The 25,263-nt window shown below is 45.3% G+C and carries 25 protein-coding genes; 19 read left to right on the forward strand and 6 right to left on the reverse strand.

Going from position 1 to position 25,263, the window contains the following annotated elements; genetic code table 11:
• Positions 1-34 precede the first annotated feature (34 nt).
• The 3 genes from MJB10_RS10040 to MJB10_RS10050 all read left to right on the forward strand — a co-directional run bounded on the left by MJB10_RS10040 (position 35) and on the right by MJB10_RS10050 (position 3,172).
• Positions 35-1,213 (forward strand): cysteine desulfurase family protein, encoded by a 1,179-nt coding sequence (locus MJB10_RS10040; protein ID WP_397386590.1) that lies wholly within the window; start codon positions 35-37, stop codon positions 1,211-1,213.
• Positions 1,210-2,418 carry a tRNA uracil 4-sulfurtransferase ThiI gene (gene thiI, locus MJB10_RS10045; RefSeq protein ID WP_314804251.1) on the forward strand — a complete coding sequence of 403 codons (1,209 nt, stop codon included), beginning with the start codon at positions 1,210-1,212 and terminating at the stop codon, positions 2,416-2,418. The genes MJB10_RS10040 and thiI overlap by 4 nt, the downstream gene beginning before the upstream one ends.
• A gap of 73 nt (positions 2,419-2,491) precedes the next feature.
• The gene (locus MJB10_RS10050; RefSeq protein WP_314804255.1) at positions 2,492-3,172 is read left to right on the forward strand and encodes a TerC family protein; all 681 of its coding nucleotides are present in this window, start codon (positions 2,492-2,494) and stop codon (positions 3,170-3,172) included.
• A 23-nt stretch (positions 3,173-3,195) separates the two neighbouring features.
• On the opposite strand, the gene MJB10_RS10055 is transcribed toward MJB10_RS10050, so the two are convergent.
• Positions 3,196-4,404: an MFS transporter gene (locus MJB10_RS10055; RefSeq protein WP_314804258.1), complete on the reverse strand. Its 1,209-nt coding sequence runs from the start codon at positions 4,402-4,404 to the stop codon at positions 3,196-3,198.
• A 222-nt stretch (positions 4,405-4,626) separates the two neighbouring features.
• Between MJB10_RS10055 and MJB10_RS26700 the strand changes: the two genes are divergently transcribed.
• From MJB10_RS26700 to MJB10_RS10080, 5 genes are all read left to right on the forward strand, one after another.
• Positions 4,627-5,082, forward strand: coding sequence for a hypothetical protein (locus MJB10_RS26700; RefSeq protein WP_397386624.1), 456 nt, complete (start codon positions 4,627-4,629; stop codon positions 5,080-5,082).
• A gap of 164 nt (positions 5,083-5,246) precedes the next feature.
• Positions 5,247-7,088, forward strand: a complete 1,842-nt coding sequence (typA, locus tag MJB10_RS10065) for a translational GTPase TypA (RefSeq protein WP_314804261.1) — start codon at positions 5,247-5,249, stop codon at positions 7,086-7,088.
• A 132-nt stretch (positions 7,089-7,220) separates the two neighbouring features.
• On the forward strand, positions 7,221-7,496 hold the full coding sequence (locus tag MJB10_RS10070) for a YlaH-like family protein (protein ID WP_314805556.1): 276 nt from the start codon (positions 7,221-7,223) through the stop codon (positions 7,494-7,496).
• Positions 7,493-7,927, forward strand: a complete 435-nt coding sequence (locus MJB10_RS10075) for a hypothetical protein (RefSeq protein ID WP_314804266.1) — start codon at positions 7,493-7,495, stop codon at positions 7,925-7,927. The genes MJB10_RS10070 and MJB10_RS10075 overlap by 4 nt, the downstream gene beginning before the upstream one ends.
• A complete protein-coding gene (locus tag MJB10_RS10080) occupies positions 7,920-8,213 on the forward strand; it encodes a hypothetical protein (RefSeq protein ID WP_314804269.1) in 294 nt (97 codons plus the stop codon). Before MJB10_RS10075 ends, MJB10_RS10080 begins: the two co-directional genes overlap by 8 nt.
• A 371-nt stretch (positions 8,214-8,584) precedes the next feature.
• On the opposite strand, the gene MJB10_RS10085 is transcribed toward MJB10_RS10080, so the two are convergent.
• Complete coding sequence (locus MJB10_RS10085; RefSeq protein ID WP_397386591.1) at positions 8,585-9,139, reverse strand: YhcN/YlaJ family sporulation lipoprotein; 555 nt, start codon at positions 9,137-9,139, stop codon at positions 8,585-8,587.
• A 113-nt stretch (positions 9,140-9,252) separates the two neighbouring features.
• On the opposite strand from MJB10_RS10085, the gene MJB10_RS10090 reads away from it, so the two are divergent.
• Entirely contained in the window at positions 9,253-10,584 is a 1,332-nt protein-coding gene (locus MJB10_RS10090) for a PhoH family protein (protein WP_314804272.1), read from the forward strand.
• Between the two features lie 63 nt (positions 10,585-10,647).
• Here the strand turns inward: MJB10_RS10090 and MJB10_RS10095 are convergent, their stop codons facing one another.
• From MJB10_RS10095 to MJB10_RS10105, 3 genes are all read right to left on the reverse strand, one after another.
• Positions 10,648-11,133: a hypothetical protein gene (locus MJB10_RS10095; protein ID WP_314804275.1), complete on the reverse strand. Its 486-nt coding sequence runs from the start codon at positions 11,131-11,133 to the stop codon at positions 10,648-10,650.
• A 39-nt stretch (positions 11,134-11,172) separates the two neighbouring features.
• Positions 11,173-12,270 (reverse strand): coiled-coil domain-containing protein, encoded by a 1,098-nt coding sequence (locus MJB10_RS10100; RefSeq protein WP_314804278.1) that lies wholly within the window; start codon positions 12,268-12,270, stop codon positions 11,173-11,175.
• Positions 12,271-12,370: 100 nt separating this feature from the next.
• Positions 12,371-13,339 carry a hypothetical protein gene (locus tag MJB10_RS10105; protein WP_314804281.1) on the reverse strand — a complete coding sequence of 323 codons (969 nt, stop codon included), beginning with the start codon at positions 13,337-13,339 and terminating at the stop codon, positions 12,371-12,373.
• An 87-nt stretch (positions 13,340-13,426) separates the two neighbouring features.
• On the opposite strand from MJB10_RS10105, the gene MJB10_RS10110 reads away from it, so the two are divergent.
• A complete protein-coding gene (locus tag MJB10_RS10110; protein WP_314804283.1) occupies positions 13,427-14,563 on the forward strand; it encodes a class I SAM-dependent methyltransferase in 1,137 nt (378 codons plus the stop codon).
• 34 nt (positions 14,564-14,597) lie between these two features.
• Here MJB10_RS10110 and MJB10_RS10115 read toward each other — a convergent pair whose 3' ends face one another.
• Positions 14,598-14,828 carry a DUF2626 domain-containing protein gene (locus tag MJB10_RS10115; RefSeq protein WP_314804288.1) on the reverse strand — a complete coding sequence of 77 codons (231 nt, stop codon included), beginning with the start codon at positions 14,826-14,828 and terminating at the stop codon, positions 14,598-14,600.
• Positions 14,829-15,214: 386 nt separating this feature from the next.
• On the opposite strand from MJB10_RS10115, the gene MJB10_RS10120 reads away from it, so the two are divergent.
• From MJB10_RS10120 to bshC, 9 genes are all read left to right on the forward strand, one after another.
• Positions 15,215-15,868, forward strand: coding sequence for an RsfA family transcriptional regulator (locus MJB10_RS10120; protein WP_314804290.1), 654 nt, complete (start codon positions 15,215-15,217; stop codon positions 15,866-15,868).
• Between the two features lie 156 nt (positions 15,869-16,024).
• Complete coding sequence (locus MJB10_RS10125; RefSeq protein ID WP_314804293.1) at positions 16,025-16,978, forward strand: ketopantoate reductase family protein; 954 nt, start codon at positions 16,025-16,027, stop codon at positions 16,976-16,978.
• A 15-nt stretch (positions 16,979-16,993) separates the two neighbouring features.
• Complete coding sequence (locus MJB10_RS10130) at positions 16,994-17,392, forward strand: DUF3397 domain-containing protein (protein ID WP_314804296.1); 399 nt, start codon at positions 16,994-16,996, stop codon at positions 17,390-17,392.
• A 391-nt stretch (positions 17,393-17,783) separates the two neighbouring features.
• On the forward strand, positions 17,784-19,469 hold the full coding sequence (locus MJB10_RS10135) for a peptide ABC transporter substrate-binding protein (protein ID WP_314804299.1): 1,686 nt from the start codon (positions 17,784-17,786) through the stop codon (positions 19,467-19,469).
• Positions 19,470-19,568: 99 nt separating this feature from the next.
• Positions 19,569-20,501, forward strand: a complete 933-nt coding sequence (locus MJB10_RS10140) for an ABC transporter permease (protein WP_314804305.1) — start codon at positions 19,569-19,571, stop codon at positions 20,499-20,501.
• Positions 20,502-20,504: 3 nt separating this feature from the next.
• A complete protein-coding gene (locus MJB10_RS10145; protein ID WP_314804311.1) occupies positions 20,505-21,437 on the forward strand; it encodes an ABC transporter permease in 933 nt (310 codons plus the stop codon).
• A gap of 17 nt (positions 21,438-21,454) precedes the next feature.
• The gene (locus tag MJB10_RS10150) at positions 21,455-22,489 is read left to right on the forward strand and encodes an ABC transporter ATP-binding protein (protein WP_314804318.1); all 1,035 of its coding nucleotides are present in this window, start codon (positions 21,455-21,457) and stop codon (positions 22,487-22,489) included.
• Positions 22,482-23,456, forward strand: a complete 975-nt coding sequence (locus MJB10_RS10155; RefSeq protein ID WP_314804321.1) for an ABC transporter ATP-binding protein — start codon at positions 22,482-22,484, stop codon at positions 23,454-23,456. Before MJB10_RS10150 ends, MJB10_RS10155 begins: the two co-directional genes overlap by 8 nt.
• A gap of 171 nt (positions 23,457-23,627) precedes the next feature.
• Positions 23,628-25,259: a bacillithiol biosynthesis cysteine-adding enzyme BshC gene (bshC, locus tag MJB10_RS10160; protein ID WP_314804322.1), complete on the forward strand. Its 1,632-nt coding sequence runs from the start codon at positions 23,628-23,630 to the stop codon at positions 25,257-25,259.
• Positions 25,260-25,263: the final 4 nt, after the last annotated feature.

Below are 25,263 nucleotides of genomic sequence, written 5' to 3' on the forward strand. Positions count from 1 at the left end.
AACATAGTTGGCTATAAAGGGGATTTGGTAAGTTATGCTTTATATGGACTACGCGGCAACTTCACCGCTGTATGAAGAAGTCATTCAAACCATTGCGGAAGTCATGCGGACGCATTACGGGAACCCCTCCTCAATTCATCGTCTGGGTGTAGAGGCGGAGAAACTCGTGCAGACAGCAAAAGGTGTAATCGCAACAGCAATTGGTGTATCAGCCAATGAGATTATATGTACGTCAGGCGGAACGGAAAGTAATAACCTAGCAATTAAAGGTGTAGCCTATGGGTATCAACACCGCGGCAAGCATCTAATTACAACCCAAGTAGAGCATGCCTCCGTGAAAGAAGTGTTTGCCCAGCTTGCGCAAGAAGGCTTTCGGGTAACGTATTTGCCTGTGTCATCTACAGGAAGGGTTCAACTTGAGGATCTTCGCGCAGCCATCTGTGAGGATACGACGCTTGTGAGCATCATGTATGTCAATAATGAGATGGGGGCCATTCAGCCGATTCAGGAAATCGGTCAGCTGTTAATGGCGTATCCGAAAATTATTTTTCATGTGGATGCGATTCAAGGCATTGTGAAATTACCCTTACAGCCCAAAGCATGGGGCATAGACTTATGCAGCGCTTCAGCTCATAAATTTCGCGGACCGAAAGGAGCGGGGTTTCTGTATCGGCGAGCAGGCATTAACTTACAACCGTTGCTAGCAGGCGGCGGACAAGAATATGGCGTTCGGTCGGGTACTGAGAATGTCCCTTTAATTGTTGGGATGGCGAAGGCGTTAAGGATGAGCATGGATAATCAAATGGACAAAATGGCACATAGCTATCGTCTGAGACAACGTCTAGTATCAGGTATCGCAGCCATGCCTGAATTGGTTGTGACGGGGGCACATCAAGACCATGAGGCGGCGCCGCATATCGTTCATTTTATATTTGCAGGAATGAAGGCTGAAGTTGTTGTACATGCGCTGGAACAGAAAGGTGTGTACATTTCGACGCGGTCAGCATGTACGTCAGGCGAATCTGAACCGAGTGAGGTCATGCTAGCCTTGGGTGCAAGCCGTGAAATGGCCATGAGCGGTCTGCGAGTGAGCTTTTCAGCTGACCATCAGGAGCAGGAGATTGAGCAATTCATAAGCGCATTACAGAATGTGGTTAGGGATCTTGCTCCCCTGAGAAACCAGCCCGTGGTGCGAAAGGAGAAACGAGTATGAAACCGGATTGTTTGATTTTGCGATTTGGCGAGATGATGTTGAAGGGGAAAAATCGTAAAAAATTTGAACATAGTGTGATGATTCAAATCCGCATGGTTTTCAGTTCTTTTCCAGACGTCAGGTATATTCCTGAGTTTGGCCGCGTATATGTGGTGCTAGGGGATACCGATTATGTGTTGGCGGCGAAGGCGCTTGAGCGAGTTTTTGGACTTGCCTCCTGGAGTCCAGCTTATCATGCAGACATGGAACTGGCCGCTATTCAGCGTGCAGCGCTGGGGATCATGGAGGCATTGCCAAAACGGCCAGCGACTTTCAAAGTGACGGCACGGAGGGTCAATAAACAATTTCCGCATGACTCGCAAGAAATAAATCATCTCGTTGGCGGCTATGTGCTGCAAGCGATGCCAGGCTTACAAGTAGATGTGCGTAGTCCTGAGGTAGAGCTTCGTGTAGAGATTCGCGAGGATCGAGTTCTGCTCTATTGCGATGTGATTGAGGGGATTGGCGGCTTCCCATCAGGGACGAGCGGCAAAGCCTTGCTTATGCTGTCTGGCGGTATTGATAGTCCCGTAGCGGGTTGGATGGCGATGCGCAAAGGCTTGACACTGGAGGCGATTCATTTCCATAGTTATCCCTATACCAGCGAGCGTGCGAAGGAGAAAGTGATTTCGCTTGCGCATCAATTAGCAGGTTACACGGATGTCTTGAAGCTGCACCTGGTGTCTTTCACAGATGTTCAAACGTCGATCCATCAAGCGTATAAGGACGATTTGCTTGTGACATTAATACGAAGAGCGATGTATCGAATTGCAGAGCGAATTGCGGAGCGAGAAGGGTTAGGGGCACTAGTTACCGGAGAGAGTTTAGGTCAAGTGGCCAGTCAAACCTTACCGAGCTTACATGCCATTGGGCAAGTCGTATCACTTCCGCTGCTCCAGCCGTTGATGATGATGGACAAGCAAGAAATTATCGGTGTGGCCGAGAAGATCGGCACGTTCCCGATCTCGATTTTACCCTATGAAGACTGCTGCTCCTTATTTCTACCCCCGTCACCAAGTACAAATCCGAATCTGCGACTTGTGGAGAAATTGGAAGAGAGCATGGAATTCTTGCAAGCTCTGATTGACAAAGCTGTCCTAGAAACAGAAACGATTGAGATTGTGCATGGGCAATTGAAACAGGAATCTATCGCTCACTTATTCTAGCTCTTCATCGCAGCAATCGAATTTGACTTTCCGATCAACTGCATGCCATGCTCAGACCAGGGAGGTTAGAAGCATGATTGAAGCGCTCTTTTTGTTCCTGCAAATTATGTTAATTAACATCGTGCTTAGCGGAGATAATGCGGTCGTCATTGCCTTGGCGAGCAAAAACTTACCTATTGAGCAGCGAAAGCTTGCGATCTGGTGGGGGGCATTTGGGGCCATTGCGCTGCGGTTGATCTTGACGCTTGTGGCTGTCAGTTTGCTTGATATTCCTTTTATACAAGCTGGAGGATCGGTCTTGCTGCTGTGGATCGCGATTAAGCTGTTAACGGAAGAAGAGGGGCATTCTCATGTCAAAGAAGCAGCCACACTAGGCAAAGCGATCTGGACAATAATCGTTGCTGATTTCGTGATGAGTTTGGATAATGTTCTCGCCATTGCGGCTAAGGGAAATGGGAATAATACCGTCATTATTTTAGGGATAGGGCTTAGTATCCCGATCATCATTTGGGGGAGTACGATGGTCATGAGCTTGTTGCAGAAGTTCCCGATCTTGGTCTATTTAGGCGCTGGAATTCTGGGTTATACGGCAGGCGAAATGTTCGTTAAGGATGATAAAATGATTGACTGGCTGCTCCACGATTATGAGTATTTGCATGTGTGGATTCCGATCATGGCAACCTTGATCGTCTTAGCAACAGGCGTCATTACGAAGTGGGTTCGATTGTTCGCGCTAAAAACGCGTAATCAATAAAAAAGCAGCACATTGACAATTCGTCAGTGTGCTGCTTTTTTGTGTAGAGAGTAGGACCAAATTGACCAGCCATAGATCAGCAGGAAAACAATGATGAGGGTCGAAGAGAAGCGATACATGAGCGCATAGCTGCCGCTCCAATTCGCAATTGCTCCGAGCACCATGGCACCTAGTCCAATGCCGAGGTCGTTGGCGGAGAAAAAAGTTCCGTTGGCTGCTCCGCGACGATCTGGCGCGGCTCGCGAGATGGTCCATGCCTGCAGGGCAGGTTGGATGGAGCCGAAACCAACGCCGTAGCACAACGCAGCTATTGCGAGACTAAGATTGGAGTTCGCATAAGACAGTAACAGAAGTCCTGTTATGGTAAACGCGGCACCTGGTAGTAGTACCCATTCGGGGCCTTTGCGGTCAAAGAGAACGCCTGTTATCGGTCTGACAAGGAGTACCATGCTTGCATTGCAGAAAAAGAAAAAGCCAACATTCGGAATTCCCGCCTCATGGCCAAATAAGGTAATGAAGGTTACGATGCCTCCATAACAAATTGCTGTACATAGCAGTAAAGAGGAGGGTAGTAAGGCAGATCGTTCCCATAATCGATCTGTGAATCGTTGAGATTTGGCTCGGTTCGTTGGCGGAATTGGCTTAGGGTAGGCGATAAACAACGAGCTGCAGATGGAGAGAATGGCAAGGATCGTGGAAATGAGCAGCACATAGGAGAATCCGTAGGATTGCATAATCCATAGTCCTGTAAGCGGTCCAATTGCCATAGCAAATGTGTTCGATAAGCCGTAATACCCCATCCCTTCCCCGCGGCGTTCGGGAGGGATAATATCGGCAATGACGGTCCCTAAGGACGTCGTCGACAAGCCCCAACCGATCCCGTGAACGAATCGCGCAGCTAAGATGAGGGTCACGGCCGCGATATACGTATAGCCAGCGATAGTGAGTGCACAGATCGTTAATCCAACAAGCAGAACGTGCTTTCGCCCGAGTATATCCAGTGCGCGTCCGGCGAAGGGGCGTGTAAGCAACGATGAAATCGTAAAAATGCCGATCACTAAACCGACCTGAACATTATTTCCTCCCAATTGTGAGAGATGTATTGGGATCGTTGGAATAAGCATTTGAAAGCTAAAAAACAGCAGCAAATTCGCTAACGCGGTAATTAGAAAGTCCTTGGTCCAAAGGGGTTTTCGCGACCCTTTTGCTCTTGCGGTAGTCGTCTGGTCCATGTAACCTCCCTGTTATCCATCTTCACGTGAATGGCAGAATCAGCATGGGTTTTAGTATACCCACGCATTAAGAATCGAACGCGTTCATTTCATGTGATTAACACCTAGCAATTTGCTGTCAGGTGAGATAAACTATTTGTAGAAGAGTGTCGATTCGTCGCTCTTGTGACTTGAACTTGTATAGGAGGGATTCGTATCGCTAGAAATAGCTACTCCATCGGCATCGTATTTATTGGCTTGGCTGTCGTCTTGCTTTTAGGTAAATTAGGAGTCTTCCAACTCATCTTTTCATTCTTCTGGCCGCTCCTCTTACTTGTTCCTGGTTTGCTTTTGCATGTCTTCTACTTTAATCGCAGAATCTCTGCGGGTGCTCTTGTACCAGGGGGCATGTTTATCACGTATGCGGTTATGTTTTTCTTCTGCAATTTGTTTGGCTGGGGATCCATGAGCTATCTGTGGCCAGGCTTTCTATTAGGTATTGCGATTGGGTTGTATGAGCTTCAATTATTTGAACGGAGCCGTGATCGCAGCATTTGGATGGCAGCAATGGTTCTAGGCGGTATCTCTGCTGGCTTCTTCGCCCTAACTGTACTGTTTAAGCTAGGCATTTATGTAATCGCTTTGATCCTTGTCATTGCTGGGCTTTCCATGATTTTCCGAAAGAGAAGACTCTTGTAATTGGGTGTCTTTCCATTTAAAAGTTTGATGAAGCTCGCGTTTTACCTTGCATAATGTCGAGAAACTGCGTATAATAAGTGTAAATGTCAAGCGTCGGCGCTTTCGTCCGACGCTTGTTCTATGAACAGAGACGAAAATTATAGGGTAGAGAGGGTTTGACATTCATGCATGCAAGAGACAAGATTCGCAATATTGCCATCATCGCACACGTTGACCACGGCAAAACAACACTCGTAGATAAATTGCTTCAACAATCTGGTACATTCCGTGAGAATGAAGCTATTCAAGAGAGAGCGATGGACTCAAACGATCTTGAGAGAGAACGCGGTATTACCATCCTTGCTAAGAATACAGCCATTAATTATAAAGATTATTTGATTAATATCGTAGATACACCTGGACATGCTGACTTCGGTGGAGAAGTTGAGCGTATCATGAAAATGGTTGACGGCGTTTTGCTTGTTGTCGATGCGTTTGAAGGTACGATGCCACAAACAAAATTCGTTTTACGTAAAGCTTTAGAGAGCAACCTTTCACCAGTTGTTGTGGTGAACAAAATTGACCGTCCGAATGCACGTCCGCAAGAAGTTGTTGACGAAGTGCTTGACTTGTTTATTGAACTTGGCGCAACTGACGAGCAGCTTGATTTCCACGTTGTATACGCGTCTGCGTTGCAAGGTACTTCCAGTCTTGACCCTGAGAAGCAAGATGCGAACATGGAAGCGATCTACGAAACGATCGTTAGCCACATTCCGCACCCGACAGAAGATGTGGATCAACCACTTCAGTTCCTAGTTACATTGATGGATTATAATGAGTACTTGGGTCGTATCGGTGTAGGCCGTGTGAACCGCGGTAAAATTCGCGCAGGGCAATCCGTTGCTGTTATGACACGTGAAGGCGGACAAAAGCAAGCAAGAATCGAGAAGTTGTTCGGATTCAACGGTTTGAAACGGATTGAGATCGAAGAAGCAGGAGCAGGGGATATCATTGCGATTGCTGGGATCAAAGAAATCAACATCGGTGAAACTGTTGCAGATCCAGCTAACCCAGAGGCACTGCCTGTATTGAAAATTGATGAGCCTACGCTTCAAATGACGTTCATCGTCAACAATTCGCCATTTGCTGGTCGTGAAGGGAAATGGGTTACTTCCCGTAAGATTCGTGAACGTCTATACAAAGAGCTTGAAACCGATGTAAGCTTACGCGTTGAAGACACAGACAGCCCAGATGCATTCGTCGTTTCTGGCCGCGGTGAGCTTCACTTAGGTATCTTGATCGAGAACATGCGTCGTGAAGGATATGAGCTTCAAGTGTCCAAACCAGAAGTTATCATTCGTCAAATTGACGGACAACGTATGGAGCCGATTGAGCGCTTGATCATCGACGTTCCAGAAGATAGCATGGGTTCAGTTATGGAGAGCCTTGGTTCACGTAAAGCCGAAATGGTGAACATGATCAACAACGGCAGCGGAAACGTTCGTCTTGAGTTCTTAATTCCTGCTCGTGGTTTGATCGGATACAGAACAAACTTCTTGACACTGACTCGCGGTTACGGAATCATGAACCATGCTTTCGATAGCTATGGTCCTTACCAAGGCGCAGGCGTTGGTGGTCGTCACGAAGGCGTACTAGTTTCCAGCGAATCCGGTGTTTCCACACTTTACGGAATCCTTTCTGTTGAGGATCGCGGTATTCTGTTCGTACATCCGCAAACAGAAGTTTACGAAGGTATGGTTGTTGGTGAGCATACACGTGACAACGATATTATCGTAAATATTTGTAAAGAAAAAGCAGTAAACAACATCCGTTCTGCGAACAAAGAAGAAACGGTTAAAATGAAAACTCCTCGTCTATTCTCCTTGGAGCAGGCGCTTGAGTATTTGAACGATGATGAATATTGTGAAATCACGCCGAAGTCTGTTCGTATCCGTAAAAAGATCTTGAACAAGAGCGAGCGCGAGCGTGCGGAGAAACACCGCAAAATGGCGGAAACAAACGCCTAAGTCACAAAATGTTCGAAATAAGGGAAATGCCGGCGATTATGCCGCATTTCCCTTTCTTTCATTCCCGATTTAAGCGATAATGAGGAATAATGTAACTACATAATGAAACGGAGTGCATGTTCGTTGACTGCCCTGAATGAATGGTTTGCCGATCACTTGCTGATCACATATTTATTAATTTTTATTTTCATGTCGTATGTGTATAATAAAGTGTTTCGCACACGCAAATTGCCTGTTCTCAAGGCGGCGCTGATCTATGTGCTGTTGGCGATAGGCTCCGTCATGCTGCTTGTTTTTCAAATTGTAGGCTTGCCGATCGTGCTCTGCTTGGCTGTTGCTATTTCTTTGATGTTTATGGTCAGAATCCGTTATTTTATCGAGAAACGCACGGGTAAAAGGCCGCTATGACAAGGTATTGGTTCACGCCAATCCTGGGTTATGCCCCTTTGAGGCTGGGCGCAGAACGATTCTGCGTCCCTGCGAGTGAGGAGCTTGACGCTTTCCGCAGTGCGGCTAGTCAGCAGCATCCGCGTCTGCTCACCTTGTTCAAAGCGAGCTTGCTGCTGAGTGACGACGAAGACCTTTGTGGTTCAGACCTCGTAGAACTCGATTTAACGCAATCTGGAGACGTTGTGTTTGATGGGTCCCCTTTGCACCTTTCACATTGTGCAGAGGCCTTTATGGACCGTTTGCTCCCTGTGAAAGAGGCTGTGGGGCTAGTGAAGCAGCTAGAAGCGTCCGCAACTGCGGATCGCAGCAGTCATTTGGCGTGGATCAAGCTATGGCTTGGTTGGTTGGAAGCGGGATATGACGTTGTTCTTTTGAGAGAGGATGGATAGTGATATGAAGCTTGGGGATGCCTTCTTTAACTGGTTGCAAATGCATATTGTGTCTCATGCTAGGCCTGATGATGAAGCGGCGAAAGATACGCTTGATTTTTTTGCTCTTATTTTGCGAGAAGACCATGGTGTCAGTCAACTTACGATTCTGAATGAAGAAGATCCAGCAAGGATTTGGATCGAATACGAACAAGAAGGGGAGTATCACCGCCATTGTTTTGATCGGGAGAGCGCTGAGAAATTGTTGGATGATATCAACTCCAACCCTATTTATAACAATCAATAAGCGCGCAATGCGCTGGTTGACGGACATAAGTTGGATAAATCGACGTACACTTAAGTATATCTGGGCAGGGAAGTTGACCTCAGACTATTTGAAAATAGATACATAATGGTGGAACGCTCGGCACTCGCTATGATATACTATAAGTGTAAGCAGCGTTTTCAACCACCTAGTAGGAGGCGCAAACGACTATGGCTGAACACCTAACAGCTACACCGAAGCAATGGATGGACAGCGCCCGACCGTCTTTTGGAACTCAATATGTGAAAACTTGTGCGTGCAGACTTAGAAATGCGATGTGCTGCCGAGTTTTTGACGCGATAAAAAAAGCCTAGATCTGCTTATGCAGTCAGGCTTTTTGTCATCTTTCGCGCTTATTGGGCCCGACCTCCAGGAGCGGGGTTGTTGCTTTCAGGGCCTGCACGATCAATATTTGGTTCATTGCGGATATCGCGCGGCAACTGAGGCATGACTCGGCCAACAATATCGGCCATTTGCTCGGCGAAGCCTGTTATCGGTCTTCCAGCTCTTATGTTATCCCGAATGTTGCGCAGGCGTTGATCTAAGTCCATATCGGCCGTCACAATAGCATTCACACCATAAGGATCCTTCTTGAGCGCTTCAGCGACAGAGTACTTAATGGTGCCAATCTTGGAACGATCCAAATCCTTCTTAATGTTAATACCGACGACAGCTGTGTTGCCGAAGACGACGCAATGTGCGCTTTCCACCTGCGGGATACCCAAGGCTAGGTTTTCCAAATGGTCTGCAACGGCTTTCGAATCTTTAATCTCAAGCTTTTGCGGAGCAATTTGTTGAACTTTTACTTGTTTTTGATTCGGATTTTGAGAGGGGGCACCACTTTTCGGCGCTTGACTGCAGCCTGCCGCGAGGGTCAGTAGTAGTACACATACGCATATTAGTCTCACCAGAATCGTTCCTTTCTGTCCTTGAATCTCGCGTTTAGTTTGTCCTGCACGGTTAGGTTGTATGTATGAATATAACCATTGATCTAACGCCAAATCTGGGAGGGGACACACCAATGAAAAAAATTTACGTGTTGGATACCAATGTTCTGCTTCAGGACCCTAATGCTTTATTCGCATTTGAAGATAATGAAGTAGTCATACCCGCCGTGGTGTTGGAGGAAATCGATTCGAAGAAACGAAATGCGGATGAAATAGGTCGCAACGCGAGGCATGTCTCCAGGTTACTGGATGGGTTAAGAGCGAAAGGAAACTTGTCCGATGGCATCACATTGGAACATGGTGGAAGCATTAAAGTCGAGCTTAACCACAGAAGTTTTGCGAAGCTGCAAGATACGTTTGCTGAGTTAACGAATGATAACCGCATTCTAGCGGTTGCCCTCAACTACCATTTGGAAGAGCAAGAAAATGAGGTTGCTAGACCTGTTGTCATCGTCAGTAAAGACACGTTAGTTCGTATTAAAGCAGATGTCCTTGGGATTCCTGCACAGGATTATTTGACAGACCGCATCGTAGCTCAAACCGACATGTACACAGGGTATATTACACTGTTCGTCCATCCATCCATTATTGATGAATTCTACTCGTACCGATTCTTAACAGTGACCTCCTTAAATTTGAGCTATATGCTCCATCCGCATGAGTTCGTCATCCTGCGCGATGAGTTAGGTTCATCCAAATCGGCGCTGCTGAAAGTAACGCCTGATGCCAAAAAGCTTGAGCCGCTTTATATGAGCAATGATCCCATATGGGGAATTGCCGCGCGCAATGCGCAGCAGCGAATGGCACTTGAGCTTCTGCTCAACGACGATATCCCGCTCGTCACCCTGACTGGGAAAGCGGGTACTGGTAAGACGCTGCTCACATTAGCTGCTGGGCTCATGAAGATCGAGGATGATCGGAAATACAAGAAACTGTTAATTGCTCGTCCTGTTGTTCCGATGGGCAAGGATATTGGTTACCTGCCAGGTGAAAAAGATGAAAAGCTGCGCCCATGGATGCAGCCGATCTACGATAATTTAGAGTATTTATTCGACACGAAGAAACCGGGAGACATTGAAAAAATACTTGCCGGATTAGGCAGTATTCAAGTTGAAGCGCTAACGTATATTCGCGGACGCTCCATTCCAGGACAATTCATCATCATCGATGAGGCGCAGAACTTATCGAAGCATGAAGTGAAAACCATCGTTTCGCGTGTCGGAGAAGGCAGTAAAATTGTTCTTCTAGGGGATCCAGATCAAATCGACCATCCTTACCTTGATGCCTCCAGTAACGGTTTAACGTACGTTGTGGAGCGTTTTAAGCAAGAGGGGATCAGCGGTCACATCACGCTGGAGCGTGGAGAGCGTTCGCATCTCGCGCAATTGGCGGCGGATCTGCTGTAGGCCGAAAAATAAGAAAAGCCCACATTCAAGCGATGTGGGCTTTTGCTTGTGTAGTTACAGAGCTTACAAGACTTCAATGCTGCATCGATAAGCTTTGGCAATTCCGTGCATCAACTCTTCGAGTTGTCGATCGACGATGTATACGTCTTGACCGTCAACCGTGTAGAGGGCAATCAGATGTTCTTCGATTTGAAGCGCAGCTTGATCGACTTCTACTATCGGGCTTGCCTTAGTGAAGCGGAAGGAAATGACGATTTTATCATAGAGATATTGACGATCAGATCGGCTAGTGAAACCGTAGTCGCTGAACAAGTCCGTCAATTCCGCGTCTTCGGGCAGTAAGCGAAGTGCCATGGCGGTAGTCTCGATATTGAATTGAGTCATGACCTGAAGGACGGCACGTTGCTGTTCTTCATCGCTGACAATTAGCATTTCTTTATCGCGATCAAATAACTCGACTTTCCCAGCAAGCGCCTTTACGATCTGCGCATAGAAGCCAGGGATCTTACCGTCGGGCAGGTCCATCATGAGACCTATTTTCATTTCCATTGTGAATCGTCCTCGTTTCGGTTCGTGGTGCCTTCTATTTTAAAAAGAAATTTCAATTTTTACAACTGCGACGCCTTTTTTAGTTTCCACGCCAAGCACATCGAGATAACTTACGACCTTTTTAGGCGTAAAGCCTAACTGAAACTCTTTGGTAAAATCTTCAATTGTCGTATCGGGCAGCTTAAATCCGTTGAATTCTAGGTTATCCACGACAAATTTCACTTCGTTCAAGCCTGCGTTCTTCAACAAAACGAAATTGCCTTGAATGACGATCTGCAGCGAATCTTTTTTCCCTGTGGCCAACATGGACCCATCTCGGAATTCGAAGTTAAGCGATTGAAGCAGCTCGCTCTTAGAATGGAGGTATGTATTGAAGTCTGTGTCTGTCAGGGTTATGGTAGGCGGCTTCGTAGAAGTGTTCAGAAACTTCGACGAATTACCTATCAAATATTGCGGCAGTTCGCGAAATGCAGTGGACAAATTGTCCAAATAATCACGAGCGAGCGGAAGACCTTCCTCTTTCCATTGATCATTTAAGCTCTTGATTTGGGCTGTGATGGCTGCGGCTTGCGTGCTAGCGGCCAGCTGTTTGTCCAGTTCCTCCTGCAGCGTAACAAGTCGTTCACGTTGTTGTAGGAATTTATCTTTCGTTTTCTGCAACTCGGTGCGCGAATCTGCTAGTACGCCTTGCAGTTTATTCAGCTTTTGAACAGAATCGGTGAAGGTTGTAAGCGCTCGATGGTCATTTGTAACAATCATTTGCAAGTATTCGAGCATCTTGAGTGCATCGGTGAAGGAACTGGCTGAGAAGAGCAGCATCCAGATCGAATCGCGGTCACCAGTGTAATAGGCTCTTAGCACTTTACCCGCGTGTTTGCGCGTCGATTCAACGTTATTGTTTTGTTTTGCGATGTCTTGTTCGTTTTGCTTGATTTGCTCGACGATCTTGGCGTCTTGCTCGTTTAAACGCGCGACCTCTTTATCGATTTCGAAAATCGTCAATCCTTTTTGGAGGAGCTCTTTGGCTTCATCCTGCGGGGATTTGGTTTCCTCCGCCGTCACTGAGGCAGATGGCAAGGTGAATAGTGTAAGTAAAACAATAGTTAACAGCAGTGCTGTGAGTTTATTAGCTTTCATGGATGATTCTCTCCCCCTATGCATAGATTATCATATTTCTATTAAATGAAGCACAAAAAAATACTTACCTTCGGGGAAAGGTAAGTATTTCGATGACAAGCTATTTCTTTGCAGCTGGCGCCAATAGCTTAAGTATATCGTCGAAGCTCTTTACTTTGGCCGGAATTTCCTTGGTTAATGGTGTGCTTTTATTGATAGCATCATAGGTTTGATGGAGCACAATGTGATTATCAAGTGCTTTGCCATCTACGGTAACCGTGAAGGTGAGATCGAGCGATTGATCACGAATGAAGCCAGCTTCATCAATTGCAACCTTCATGGAACTTGGAGTTTTGATCGTAAGTGAATTGAATTGGTTCTTCTTGAGTGTTTCGACTTTGTCGGCTGCTAGGAGGCCGTTGGTTTGTAAAGTGGAAAGGAACTCTGGCAATTTCGTATGCAGCTGTTCGTTAATGGTTTTGCTATTTTTTGCCGTCACATCAACTTCAATGGATTTGGCCGACGTCCCGTCAGCCAATTTAACAGGCTCTTTGGCTTCCTTATACCATTTTGCGTCAATGCCTTCGAATAATAGCTTGCTTAATGCGCTGGAAACTTGCGGCGTGTTCTTCAGCGTATCGGCGTTCAATGGGCTTGACGAAGAGCCGCTCATCTTTTGTAAATCAATCGAGTAAAATTCATCGGCTGTCTTATTTAAGGCTGGCATATTGAAAAACAATTTGCTATCTTTAATGAGAATTGGGATGTCAATTGGGGATGTAGATCCCTTAGGTGTGACATGCAGATCCGTTTGAAATTGAAGCGGGTCAATGTTGCTGATCCCCTTCCACGTAATTGTGCTTTCACGAATTAGCGATAATAACCCATTCGTAAGAGGGTTAGCAGATTTCATGAGTCCGTCGCTTATGGCGAGTGTCGTACTTCCATCGAACGTATATGACTTCATTTCCGCTTGTTTGTCCATCGATTGTTGGAATGTTTCTTTCACTTTGGTGTTATCGGTACATGCCGTTAACGAAACTAGGCTGATCGCCGATATGGCCGTTAGGGTAATCCACTTCTTCATCATGCTATTTTTTCTCTCCTTCCATAATCCTTTTTCATTATACGAGTTTCGCATTCATTTGTCTGTAAGTAAAGAACTGGGGGATTTCATTTGACGTATCAACTAGGTCATTCAGGGGTTGTTGCAGCCTTGCAGGACGCGATTCAGTCCACGAGGGATCAACGCATTTCTTTTCGCGATTACATGGATATTTGTCTCTACCAGGAACCTCATGGCTATTATCGGAACCAGCAGATCAAAATTGGCAAACAAGGCGATTTCTATACGAGTTCCTCCATCGGCACGGTGATGGGTGAAATGATTGCAGCTTTCGTACATAAACAACTTCAAAGCCTCCCAGAGTGGCAAAAGGATCTCCAAGTCGTGGAATGGGGAGGGGGCAATGGGCGCATGGCCAAGCAGATGCTGGATGAGCTGCGTCGAATTGAACCAGCTATTTATGGGCGAACGACGTATACCCTCATTGAATCAAGTCCCTATCATCGTCAGCTGCAGGCGGAGAGTCTATCTGAGCATATTAAGCAGATTCGCTTTATCGATGGAGCAGTGTGGCTGCAAGAGGAGCCGGAAGATCATGTCTACGTGTTGGCAAATGAGTTAGTGGATGCTTTCCCTGTACATCGAATCCGCTTTTGGGGGGGAGAATTCCAAGAATCATTCGTGAGTTGGCATCCCGAGGAACCCTGCTTTCGAGAGGATTGGTTCCCGCTTGAACATCCACGAATAGTAGACTACCTGGAATCGCTTAAGGTTCAATGGTCGGAGGGTCAAATTGCTGAGATCAATCTCGCGGGCAGCGATTGGATCCGTCAGATCTCCGCTCGCATTCGCAGCGGCAGTGTCATTATGATTGATTATGGCGATGTGGCAGACGAAATATTCGGGGCTCACCGTCATCAAGGGACGCTGATGTGTTATCGCAAGCATGAGGCGCACGATAATCCTTTCATCTATCAAGGTGAGCAGGACATTACCGCACACGTGGATTTCAGCTCCTATATGAAAGCCGCGGCGGCATGTGGATTTGAAGTTTCGCCCTTGCAGACTCAACGTCAATTCCTAGTGGAACAGGGGATATTAGAGAAGTTGCAAAACCACTTTGATCCGAATCCTTTCAGTGAGGTATCTAAACGTAACCGAACGATTCGTCAATTGCTTTTGAGCGATGGCATGAGTGAGTTGTTTAAAGTGTGTATTGTAACGAAAAAAGGTGGGTCGGCTAAATAGCCGATCCACCTTTAATTTGTTGCGCGTTTTCGGATTAAATGGACATTTTGAAAAATGACCAGTACGTAAATCCGCTGAAGGAGAGAATCATGTATCCCCAGAACAACAATATGTAAGTACGTTCAGACAAGCGCATATAGCCTAGAATGACGAATACGGCTGTTTGAAAAAAGAAAATCAGAGACATAGGTATCATATCGCCAGCTAAGCTCATTAGTGCGATAACAAGTGTCCAAAAACCTAGAACCCGAAACATGCGATCCATTCTCGTTATATCCCCCTCTCGTACCACGTTGCACTTTAACTACATCACATTATACCTTTTGATCCAAGTGGTGTAAACCGTCAAACGGTGACGAAATTGAAAACATTTCATCAGATAGAGGTAGTATGTCTTTTTATCCAAATCCCATGTATGAGTGTCAAAAAATTTGGCAATACCATTTAGTATCAAATAGATTCTATGAACTCTAGTACGGGCATAGAAATAGTAATAATGGAACGAATCAATGGATAATGTCTAGCCCAATTGATTCTTAATTATTGATGCAACTGCAATAGGAGAGGCTTTATCTGATTCTGAAGCTCCCGAAACGGAGAGACTTTGCTCTCCGACCAAGATCCCTATATCATTTTAGGAGGTTTGACCTTATGTCGGCAATTAGACAAGATGCATGGAGCGATGAAGACGACCTAATTTTAGCGGAGTTGACATTACGTCATATCCGTGAAGGCAGTACACAATTATCTGCTTTTGAGGAAGTTGGAGAGCGCATTGGACGAACAGCAGCCGCTTGCGGATTTCGTTGGAACAGTTTTGTTAGAAAGAAGTATGAAGCGGCTATTCAGATTGCCAAAGCTCAGCGTCAGAAACGAACACAATTGAAGAAGCATGCTCCTGTTTCTATTTCAGGTTCCAATTCTATTGGACTTCTGGAAAGTACGGAAGCAGCTCTTGGGAAAAATGAATCATTTACCGAAGAAACGCTTTCGATCGATGCGGTTATTCGCTTCTTGCGTCAATGGCGCAGTACGTATCAGGATATGAATCGTCATATTAAATCGTTAGAAAAAGAATTGCAGGACAAAGAGGACGAACTCGATAGACTTGGCCGAGAAAATAACAAGCTGAATAAGCAAGTGAATGAAGTGGAAACGGATTATCGCGTTGTGAATGATGATTATAAAGCGCTTATTCAAATTATGGACCGGGCTAGGAAAATGGCATTCCTTGTGGAAGAAGAGGAAGAAGAGAAGCCGCGCTTCAAGATGGATGCGAACGGGAATTTAGAAAGAGTAGAATAGCTGAACGACCAGCATAATGAATAAAATGTTGAAGAGCCGCAGTCCAGGGAGTCCTTGGACTGTGGCTTTTTGTTACACGCGGACGCATATCCTAGATGGACATCAAAAGAAGTTTTTCACATAATAGAAGCATGGAATCATTTTAGGAGGATTACAATGCGCATCATGATCATTGGCGGGGGTTCGCTAGGACTGCTATTTGCAGGAAAGCTTGCACAAAGCGGGCACGATTTGACGGTTGTCACTAGAACGAAAGAGCAAGCCCTTGAGCTTCAAGCACGCGGGATTACGGTGGTAGAGCCGGATCGCGAAGAGCTTGTGCTGACAAGGGATAACAAGTTCAAGTTTATAACCATAGATGACTTAAATGCTCATTCTAATCAATCGTCTCCCATTGACTATATCTGTCTCATGGTGAAACAAGCTGCAATAAACAATGAGTTGATTGATCAGATTCAGCGTCAAATGTCTCCCAATACGTACGTAATAGGCTTTCAAAATGGGATCGGACATGAACGAAGGCTCAGTGAACTCATCGGACAGGAGCGCGTATTACTGTCGGTAACGACAGAGGGGGCCAAAAGGCTGACGGCATCTTCAGTGGCGCATACTGGCCGCGGCATCACGTACTTAGGTAGCATGGATCCAAGCTCGCAAATCGACGCCAATCCACACCACCTTTTGTTCGCGCAAGCGCTGGAACGAGAAGGAATCCATACGATTTTGTCGAAAAATATGGAAGTAAGGGTGTGGAGCAAGTTAGTTATCAATGCGGTTATTAATCCGTTGACGGCTATTTTGCGCGTGAATAACGGGGGATTGCTTAGCTCTTCATGGGCACTTTCTTTAATGAAAGATCTCTATGAGGAAGCGCGATCCGTAGCCGAAGCACTGCAGATTGACCTACCAGGTGATTTATGGACATCCATCCTTGATGTATGTGAGAAAACAAGTTGGAATCACTCCTCCATGCTTCAGGATATTGAAGCTTCACGCCAAACCGAAATTGACTATATGAATGGCAGTCTCGTTCAGTTTGCTAAAGAGCAAGGGCTAAAGCTGCCTATGAACGACTTCGTGTATCGGATGATAAAAGCGATCGAATACTAAAGAGGAGGGCTAAGCATGAATGGCATCCTGAATTTTCTGTCCACGATCTATGCTGCGCTTGCTGTTGCGCCATTTATAACATTTATCGTCTTATGGTTTATTGTCTTCTTTTTTCTAAAAGATAAGAAGATGACAACGAGACTCACCATGGATGTAACGACGATATTCTTATTAGGGTCTGTTTCCTTGATGTGGAATAAACTGTTCCATACACAATTCGGCTTTTGGCTGATTGTGCTTCTGCTTCTCATTTCATTTGGCATCATTGGTGGCTATCAAACGCATTTGAAGGGGCAAACGAACTTACTTAAGGTTGGTCGGGTAGTTTGGCGACTTAGTTTTCTAGGGTTGTCTAGTTTATACATCGTATTGTTTTTCGTACATATTGGAAAAAATTACTTATTTGCCGCCTAGATTTCAATTGAATTAGCTGTATTTAGATGCTCAGGGCAATATTGTTCTGAGCGTTTGTAATATTTCTATGATATTTGTAGAAAATAACAAATAAAATCGTCTAGATTTTATTGACCGATGGTTGTATAATCAATACTCGTGAGGGTAAATTTTTTTACCATTCAATTAAACAAAGGTAAATTATTTGTGGACAAACCTTCTGAATATGTTATAATTCCTTGCGTAGACTCTAGTAATTTTTTTTACCAGAGATATGCGTAATGTAATATAACATTGAAAAAGCGGTTTCATTGATTTACGGGTTTACGGTGTGGTCTTTATGTGAATAAAGCTGACAACATACACCTAACCATAGATGTTTAGACATACATATTTTAAAGGAGGAGTTAATATGAAAGCGACAAAATGGGTTACTACAGCAGTAGCATTAACGCTCATGGGTAGCGTTGCGGTTGGTTGCGGTAAAAAAGAGGAAACAACTCCAACAACATCCCCAAATGGGACATCGGGTACTGCAACTCCTGCACCATCCAAAAAGCCACAAGAAATCAAAATCAATTTCTCAGCAGAGCCGCCTGTTATGGATAGCTCCAAAGCTACAGCAAATGCTGCTTTTACATTCATTAGCGCATTTAACGAAGGTCTATATCGTACAGATAAAGACGGCAAAGCGACTCCTGGTCTTGCAAAAGACTTCCCTAAAATTTCTGCTGACGGTCTTACTTACACGATCGAGATCCGCGACAATGCGAATTGGTCAGATGGTACGCCAGTTAAAGCACAAGATTTCGCTTATTCCTTCAAACGTACTTTAGATCCTGCTACAAAAGGGCAATATAGCTTCGTAGTAGCTTGGATTAAAGGTGGAGAAGCTGTTACTAAAGCTAAAACTCCTGATGAAGTGAAAAAAGCGCAAGACGCTCTAGGCGTTAAAGTTCTTGGCGACAAAAAGCTTGAGATTACTCTTGAAAAACCAGTTGCATTCTTCACGCAAATGCTTGCATTTGGTACATTCTTGCCGCAACGTGAAGATTTCGTTACAAAAGCTGGCGACAAATACGGCGCTGAAGCTGACAAAGTTATCGGTGCAGGTCCATTCATCTTGAGCAAATGGGATCACGGCCAAACACTTGAGCTTGTTAAAAACGAAAAGTATTGGGATGCTGCTAATGTGAAATTAACAAAAGCAACAATCAATATCGTTAAAGATCCAAATACAGGTCTAAACCTATATGAAACAGACGCGGCTGACTTGGCTGAGATTAACCGCGACCAACTGAAATTGTACAAAGGTAAACCAGATAACCTGCCTAAACCAGAGTTGACGAACTCTTACCTCATGTACCAAGTTAAGAAACAACCAGCACTTGCGAACAAAAAAATCCGTCAAGCGCTTGGTATGGCAATCGACCGTCAAGCTTATGTTGACACAGTACTTGCTAACGGTTCCGTTCCTTCCACAGGTCTAGTACCTAACGGTACTTCTGACGGTGCTGGCGGCGAGTTCCGTAAAACAGCAGGTGACACTCAACCGAAGTTCGATGCAGCTAAAGCGAAGCAATTGCTAGCTGATGGTTTGAAAGAACTTGGTTTGTCTGCTCTGCCAAAAATGAAAGTAAACGCAGATGATACAGATACGGCTAAGAAATCACTTGAGTTCATCCTTGCACAATGGAAAGAGAATCTCGGGTATGTAGCTGAAGCAAACCCAGTTCCGCATGCTTTGCGTATCGAGTTGTCCTCCAAACATGATTTCGACATCGCACTTTCCCTATGGGGCGCAGATTACAACGATCCAATGACATTCTTGGATATGTGGGTAACAGGCGGCGAGTTTGACGAAGGCGACTACAGCAATCCAGAGTACGATAAACTTGTTAAAGCAGCTCAATCCGAAACAGACGTTACAAAACGTGCGAAAAGTTTAGTGGAAGCTGAGAAAATCCTTATGGATGATCAAGGTGTAGCTCCATTGTACTTCCGTACTCGTGCCTACTTGAAAAAACCATCCATTGACGGTTTGATTCTTCCATCATTCGGTCAAGAGTGGGAATTGAAATGGACTTCCGTTAAGTAATTCCAACTAGTTGTATTTGTGCAGAAGGGGCCGTTCGCACCTCGTGGGAGCGGCCCCTTCTAACTTTCTTGTTTTATATTCTAATAAAGGAGGAGCAATATGGTTAAGTTCATTCTTCGCCGTTTCCTATATGCGCTTATTACATTATGGCTCATTGCATCAGTTACTTTCGTCTTGATGAAAAACTTACCAGGTAATCCGTTAGGAGAAGGTGCTGAGAAGATTCCTAAAGCGACGAGAGATATGTTATTGAAGCAATATGGTTTGGATAAGCCGTTATGGCAACAGTACTTGACATTCATGAATAACATCATCCATGGCGATCTAGGAGCTTCCTTTCAATTCCCTGCTCACAAAGTAACCGATATTATTAAACAAGCATTTCCTTCTTCTTTAGAACTTGGATTGATTTCAATTGTCATTGCCATTGTAGTTGGTTTGACTTTGGGGATTATTGCAGCCTTAAATCATAACAAAGCTGGCGATTATACAGCGATGTTCATCGCGATTATTGGTGTATCCATTCCTTCTTTCGTCTTGGGACCGATGCTTTCCTATTACGTTGGTGTTAAATGGGGCATTCTACCAGCTGGGCTATGGAAAGGACCGAGTTATAAAGTGTTACCAGCTATTGCTCTATCGTTCGGAACGATTGCGATTCTTGCCCGTTTAATGCGTACGTCCATGTTGGATGTCTTAAATCAAGATTACATTAAAACAGCGAAATCTAAAGGTTTGGCCAGCTTTACAGTTGTTGTTAAGCATACCATTCGAAACGCGATATTACCGGTTATTACGATTATCGGTCCAATATTTGTAAATGTCATCACAGGTACGTTGGTAGTTGAACAAATTTTTAGTGTACCAGGATTGGGTAAACATTTTGTATCATCTGTATCTTCAAATGACTATACGATGATATCGGGTTTAACTATTTTCTACTCGAGTATCTTAATTGTTGTTATTTTCATTACTGACGTTGTTTATGGCTTAGTAGACCCTAGAATTCGTCTTGGGAAAGGCGGGAAATAGTTCATGCAAACTCCAAATGAATCAACTGAGACTAACTACAAGTTTGCTCCCGTTTCAAAGAAATCTTTAACTGGTGAAGTGATTGTAAGACCTTCGCTCAATTATTGGCAGGACGCATGGAGACGACTTAAAAAAAATAGACTGGCTATGGCTGGCTTAATTATACTGGTAACTTTAATCGTTCTTGCGATTATTGTGCCATGGGTTTCAAGCTACGATTATCAGACACAAAACTTAAAACTTAAAAATGCTGTTCCAAGTTCCTCTCACTTGTTCGGTACAGATGACTTCGGGCGTGATGTATGGACGCGTGTATGGTGGGGAACACGGATTTCCCTGTTTATCGGGATTGTCGCGGCATTAATTGATTTGGTTATAGGTGTTATTTATGGCGGGATTTCGGCGTACTATGGTGGAAAAGTCGATGAAATCATGCAGCGGTCCATTGAAATTGTGTACGCGATACCGTTCTTGTTGATTGCGATTCTATTAATTATGGTAATCGGTTCTGGGATTTCCTCGATTATTATTGCTTATAGTATTACGGGTTGGGTGCCGATGGCGCGGCTTGTACGGGGGCAAATGCTCACGTTGAAAGAACAGGAATTTGTTCTAGCTTCACGCACACTGGGAGCTTCTCCCATGAGAATAATTATGCGTAGCTTGATCCCCAATGCGCTTGGTATAATCATTGTACAGATCACATTCGTTGTGCCATCTGCGATTTTTACCGAAGCTTTCCTAAGCTTTATTGGTCTTGGTGTTAAACCACCGCTGGCATCCCTAGGAAACTTGCTGTCAGACGGTGCTAATTATATCCGGTTATATCCGCATCGCCTTATTTTCCCAACCATTATTTTCAGCTTGATTTTGTTGAGTTTCAATCTTCTCGGTGACGGGCTTCGTGATGCGCTAGATCCGAAAATGCGCAAGTAAGAAGGGGTGAATCATTGATGAGCATCAAAGACAATTTGCTAGAAGTGAAAGATCTGCGAGTTTCATTCCGTACTTATGCGGGTGAAGTACAAGCTGTGCGCGGCGTATCTTTCTCTTTGAAAAAAGGTGAAGTGTTGGCGATTGTAGGGGAATCCGGTTGCGGTAAGTCTGTAACGGCACAAACGCTCATGCGTTTAATTCCTTCTCCGCCTAGTTATATAAAAAGTGGCTCCATTATGTTCGATGGGAAAGTTGATATTACGAAGCTTTCCAATAAACAAATGGAGAAAATCCGTGGCTCTGAAATGGGTATGATTTTCCAGGATCCAATGACTTCCTTGAATCCTACGATGAAAATCGGTGATCAAATCACGGAAGGTTTGATCAAGCACGAAGGTTTAAATAAGAAAGCAGCAAGAGACAAAGCGATCGAGATCCTCAAGCTGGTTGGTATTAACTCCCCTGAGGGGCGTATTCACCAATATCCGCATGAGCTTTCTGGTGGTATGCGTCAACGTGTGATGATCGCCATCGCATTGGCTTGTTCGCCGAAGCTTCTTATTGCCGATGAGCCGACAACAGCGTTAGACGTTACGATCCAAGCTCAAATCATTGACTTAATGAAGACGATCTCGGAGAAAACGGACTCATCCATTATCTTAATTACGCATGACCTTGGTGTTGTTGCCGATATGGCACAACGTGTCGTGGTTATGTATGCAGGAAAAATTATCGAACAAGGGACCGTAGATGAGATCTTCTACGAGCCGCAGCATCCATATACATGGGGCTTGCTTCGTTCTGTGCCACGGTTGGATACGAATACGAACGAGGAGCTTGTGCCGATTCCTGGTACACCTCCAGATCTATTCGCTCCGCCAAAAGGGTGTGCTTTTGCAGCGAGATGTCCATATGCGATGAATCACTGTTTAGAAGAAGATCCAGCACATACCGTGCTATCTGATACGCATTCAGCAGCATGCTGGTTGCTGCACCCTGACGCACCGAAGGTTGAACGCCCTGTAGGAGTGGGAGGTAGGACGCATGTCTAAGACGATGTCGAAGTCTGATCAACCAATTTTGCAGATTCGCAATATGAAGAAGCACTTTAATCTTGGAAACGGCAAGATTCTGAAAGCTGTTGACAACTTTTCAATAGAAATTAAACGCGGCGAGACGTTCGGTCTTGTTGGCGAGTCCGGTTGCGGGAAATCCACAGCTGGGCGTACGATCATCAATCTGTATGAAGCAACTTCGGGTGAAGTTATTTTTGACGGTGAAGATGTTCATAAGTTAAAAGGGAAAAAGCTGAAAGAATTTAACAGGAATATGCAAATGGTATTCCAGGACCCTTACGCTTCCTTGAACCCGCGTATGACGGTCGGGAATATTATTGCCGAAGGTATTGATATTCACGGTTTATATACAGGCGCAAAGCGTAAAGAGCGCGTTATGGAGCTGCTTCGTGCTGTTGGGCTTAACGATGAGCATGCAAGTCGTTTCCCGCATGAGTTCTCAGGCGGTCAGCGTCAGCGTATCGGGATTGCCCGAGCACTTGCGATCGAACCGAAGTTCATCATCGCCGATGAGCCGATCTCTGCGTTGGACGTATCCGTTCAAGCGCAAGTCGTTAACCTTTTCAAAAGATTACAAAAAGAAATGGGCTTAACGTACTTGTTTATCGCGCATGACTTGGCGATGGTTAAGCATATCTCCGATCGTATCGGTGTTATGTACTTAGGGAATCTTGTTGAGGTAACAACGTCTGATGCGTTGTATGCGAAGCCTTTACATCCATACACACAATCCCTGCTTTCTGCGATTCCGATTCCGGATCCAGAAGTAGAGCGTACGCGTGAGCGTATCATTCTTCAAGGTGACGTGCCAAGTCCGCTCAACCCGCCAAGCGGTTGTCCGTTCCGTACACGTTGTCCGCAAGCGATGGCGAAATGTGCGGATTCTATGCCGCCTAGCAAAGAAGTGGAACCGAATCACTTCGTAGCTTGCCACCTATACTAATGGTCTTAGCCGTCCCGAAAGGGGCGGCTTTTCGTCGTACATAGCGGCGATGGCTGGAGTTGTCATCGTAATTGTAATTTTAATAAATACAGTTTTGACGATTACATAGCGAACGTGTACAATTAACGGATAGTCGTTTTATATGGGTTGAAAAGGAGACACTAGTCGCGTATGCAAATGGCATCTTTTCATTGGAAGAAGAATCAGCAATTATCGGAAGAATATATATTGGGAACTGAGAAGGCCCTATCCTTATTTCCTTCTCATTATGGCAGGGAAGCAGACTGGCAGAAACGTGTTCAGTGGCTGGACGGTGGACATGAACCCCATGCAGATCGCAAAGAGCTTACGGAGGTACTTCGCGCTTACAATACGCGTGTAGGTAATCATGATGCCGCCCTAAATCATGTGCAAAAGCTTGTTGATCATGAGACGCTGGCCATCGTTGGCGGTCAACAAGCAGGCCTATTTGGCGGTGAGTTGCTTGTCCTCTATAAAGCCGTCACGATTCTTCAATTGGCACGCGAGTGGAGTGCGAAGTTAGATCGCACCGTTGTGCCGATATTCTGGATCGCAGGCGAGGATCACGATTTCGATGAAGTGAATCACATCCAACTGCTCTCCAACACGCAGCAGATCGAGAAAATCAAAGTCGAGCACCCGACCGGACAGCGCACGGCAGTTAGTCGGCTGCCGATTGCTTCTGAAGTGTGGGAAGACGCGTTGAACAAGTTGGATCATTCCCTGATGGATACCGAATTCAAGGCGGGATTAATGGAGAGAATGCGCGCTGTCACGGCCGGAGATGCAACACTTAGTGATGCATTTGCACGTTGGATGGCGTTGATTTTCGGTGAATTCGGTCTAGTGCTGATCGACGCCGATGACCCGCATTTGCGCAAGCTCGAGGCTGCGATGTTTGGCAGACTCATTGATGAGAATGAGGCTTATGCGGCTGCGCTTGTTCACAGTCAGACAGAAGTCAGCTCGGCGGGTTATGCCATCCAAGCAGAAATCCATCCCGATGGCGCAAATTTGTTCACTTTTGCAGAGGGACAACGATTGCTGCTGCACCGCGAGGGAGACTTGTTCACGGATAAAAAGTCGACCGTACACTTTACGAAAGCTGAGCTTCGCGATCGGGCATTCACCCATCCGGAGTTGATGAGTAATAACGTGATGTCGCGTCCGCTGATGCAGGAGTTTTTATTCCCTGTACTCGCAACTGTACTCGGTCCAGGTGAAATTGCTTACTGGGCACTTACGAAGCGTGCTTTCGAACATTTCGGCTTGCAGATGCCGATTGTGGCTCCGCGGCTTGAATTTACACTTATTGAAGGTATGATCAAGAAGCAGATGGATAAATACAATTTCAGCTTGGCTGATGTGCTGGAGCGCTTTGATGAGAAGAAGCAAGCTTGGCTGGATGAGCAAGATACGCTGAAATTGGGCGAGCAATTCGAACGCGTGAAGGCGTCTTTTGTAAGCAGCTATGGACCACTCGTCGAGTCGCTGCAAACGATTAACCCGGGTATTAAGAAACTCGGAGATACGAATTTGGCGAAAATCGTGGAGCAGATCGATTACTTGCAGCATAAGGCTGCAGAAGCGACCAATACCCAATTCGATGCCGCGATTCGTCAATTGGAGAGAGTGCGACTTACCATTTTCCCGTTAGCCAAGCCGCAAGAAAGAGTGTATAATGGGTGTGCTTATCTGAATCGATATGGGCATGCTTGGTTACATACTTTGCTAGAGACACAGATCCCCGTAGATGGGTTGCACCGTGTATTTTATTTGTAGGAGG

The sequence above is a fragment of the Paenibacillus sp. MBLB1832 genome (genome assembly GCF_032271945.1).
GTDB lineage: Bacteria > Bacillota > Bacilli > Paenibacillales > NBRC-103111 > Paenibacillus_E > Paenibacillus_E roseopurpureus.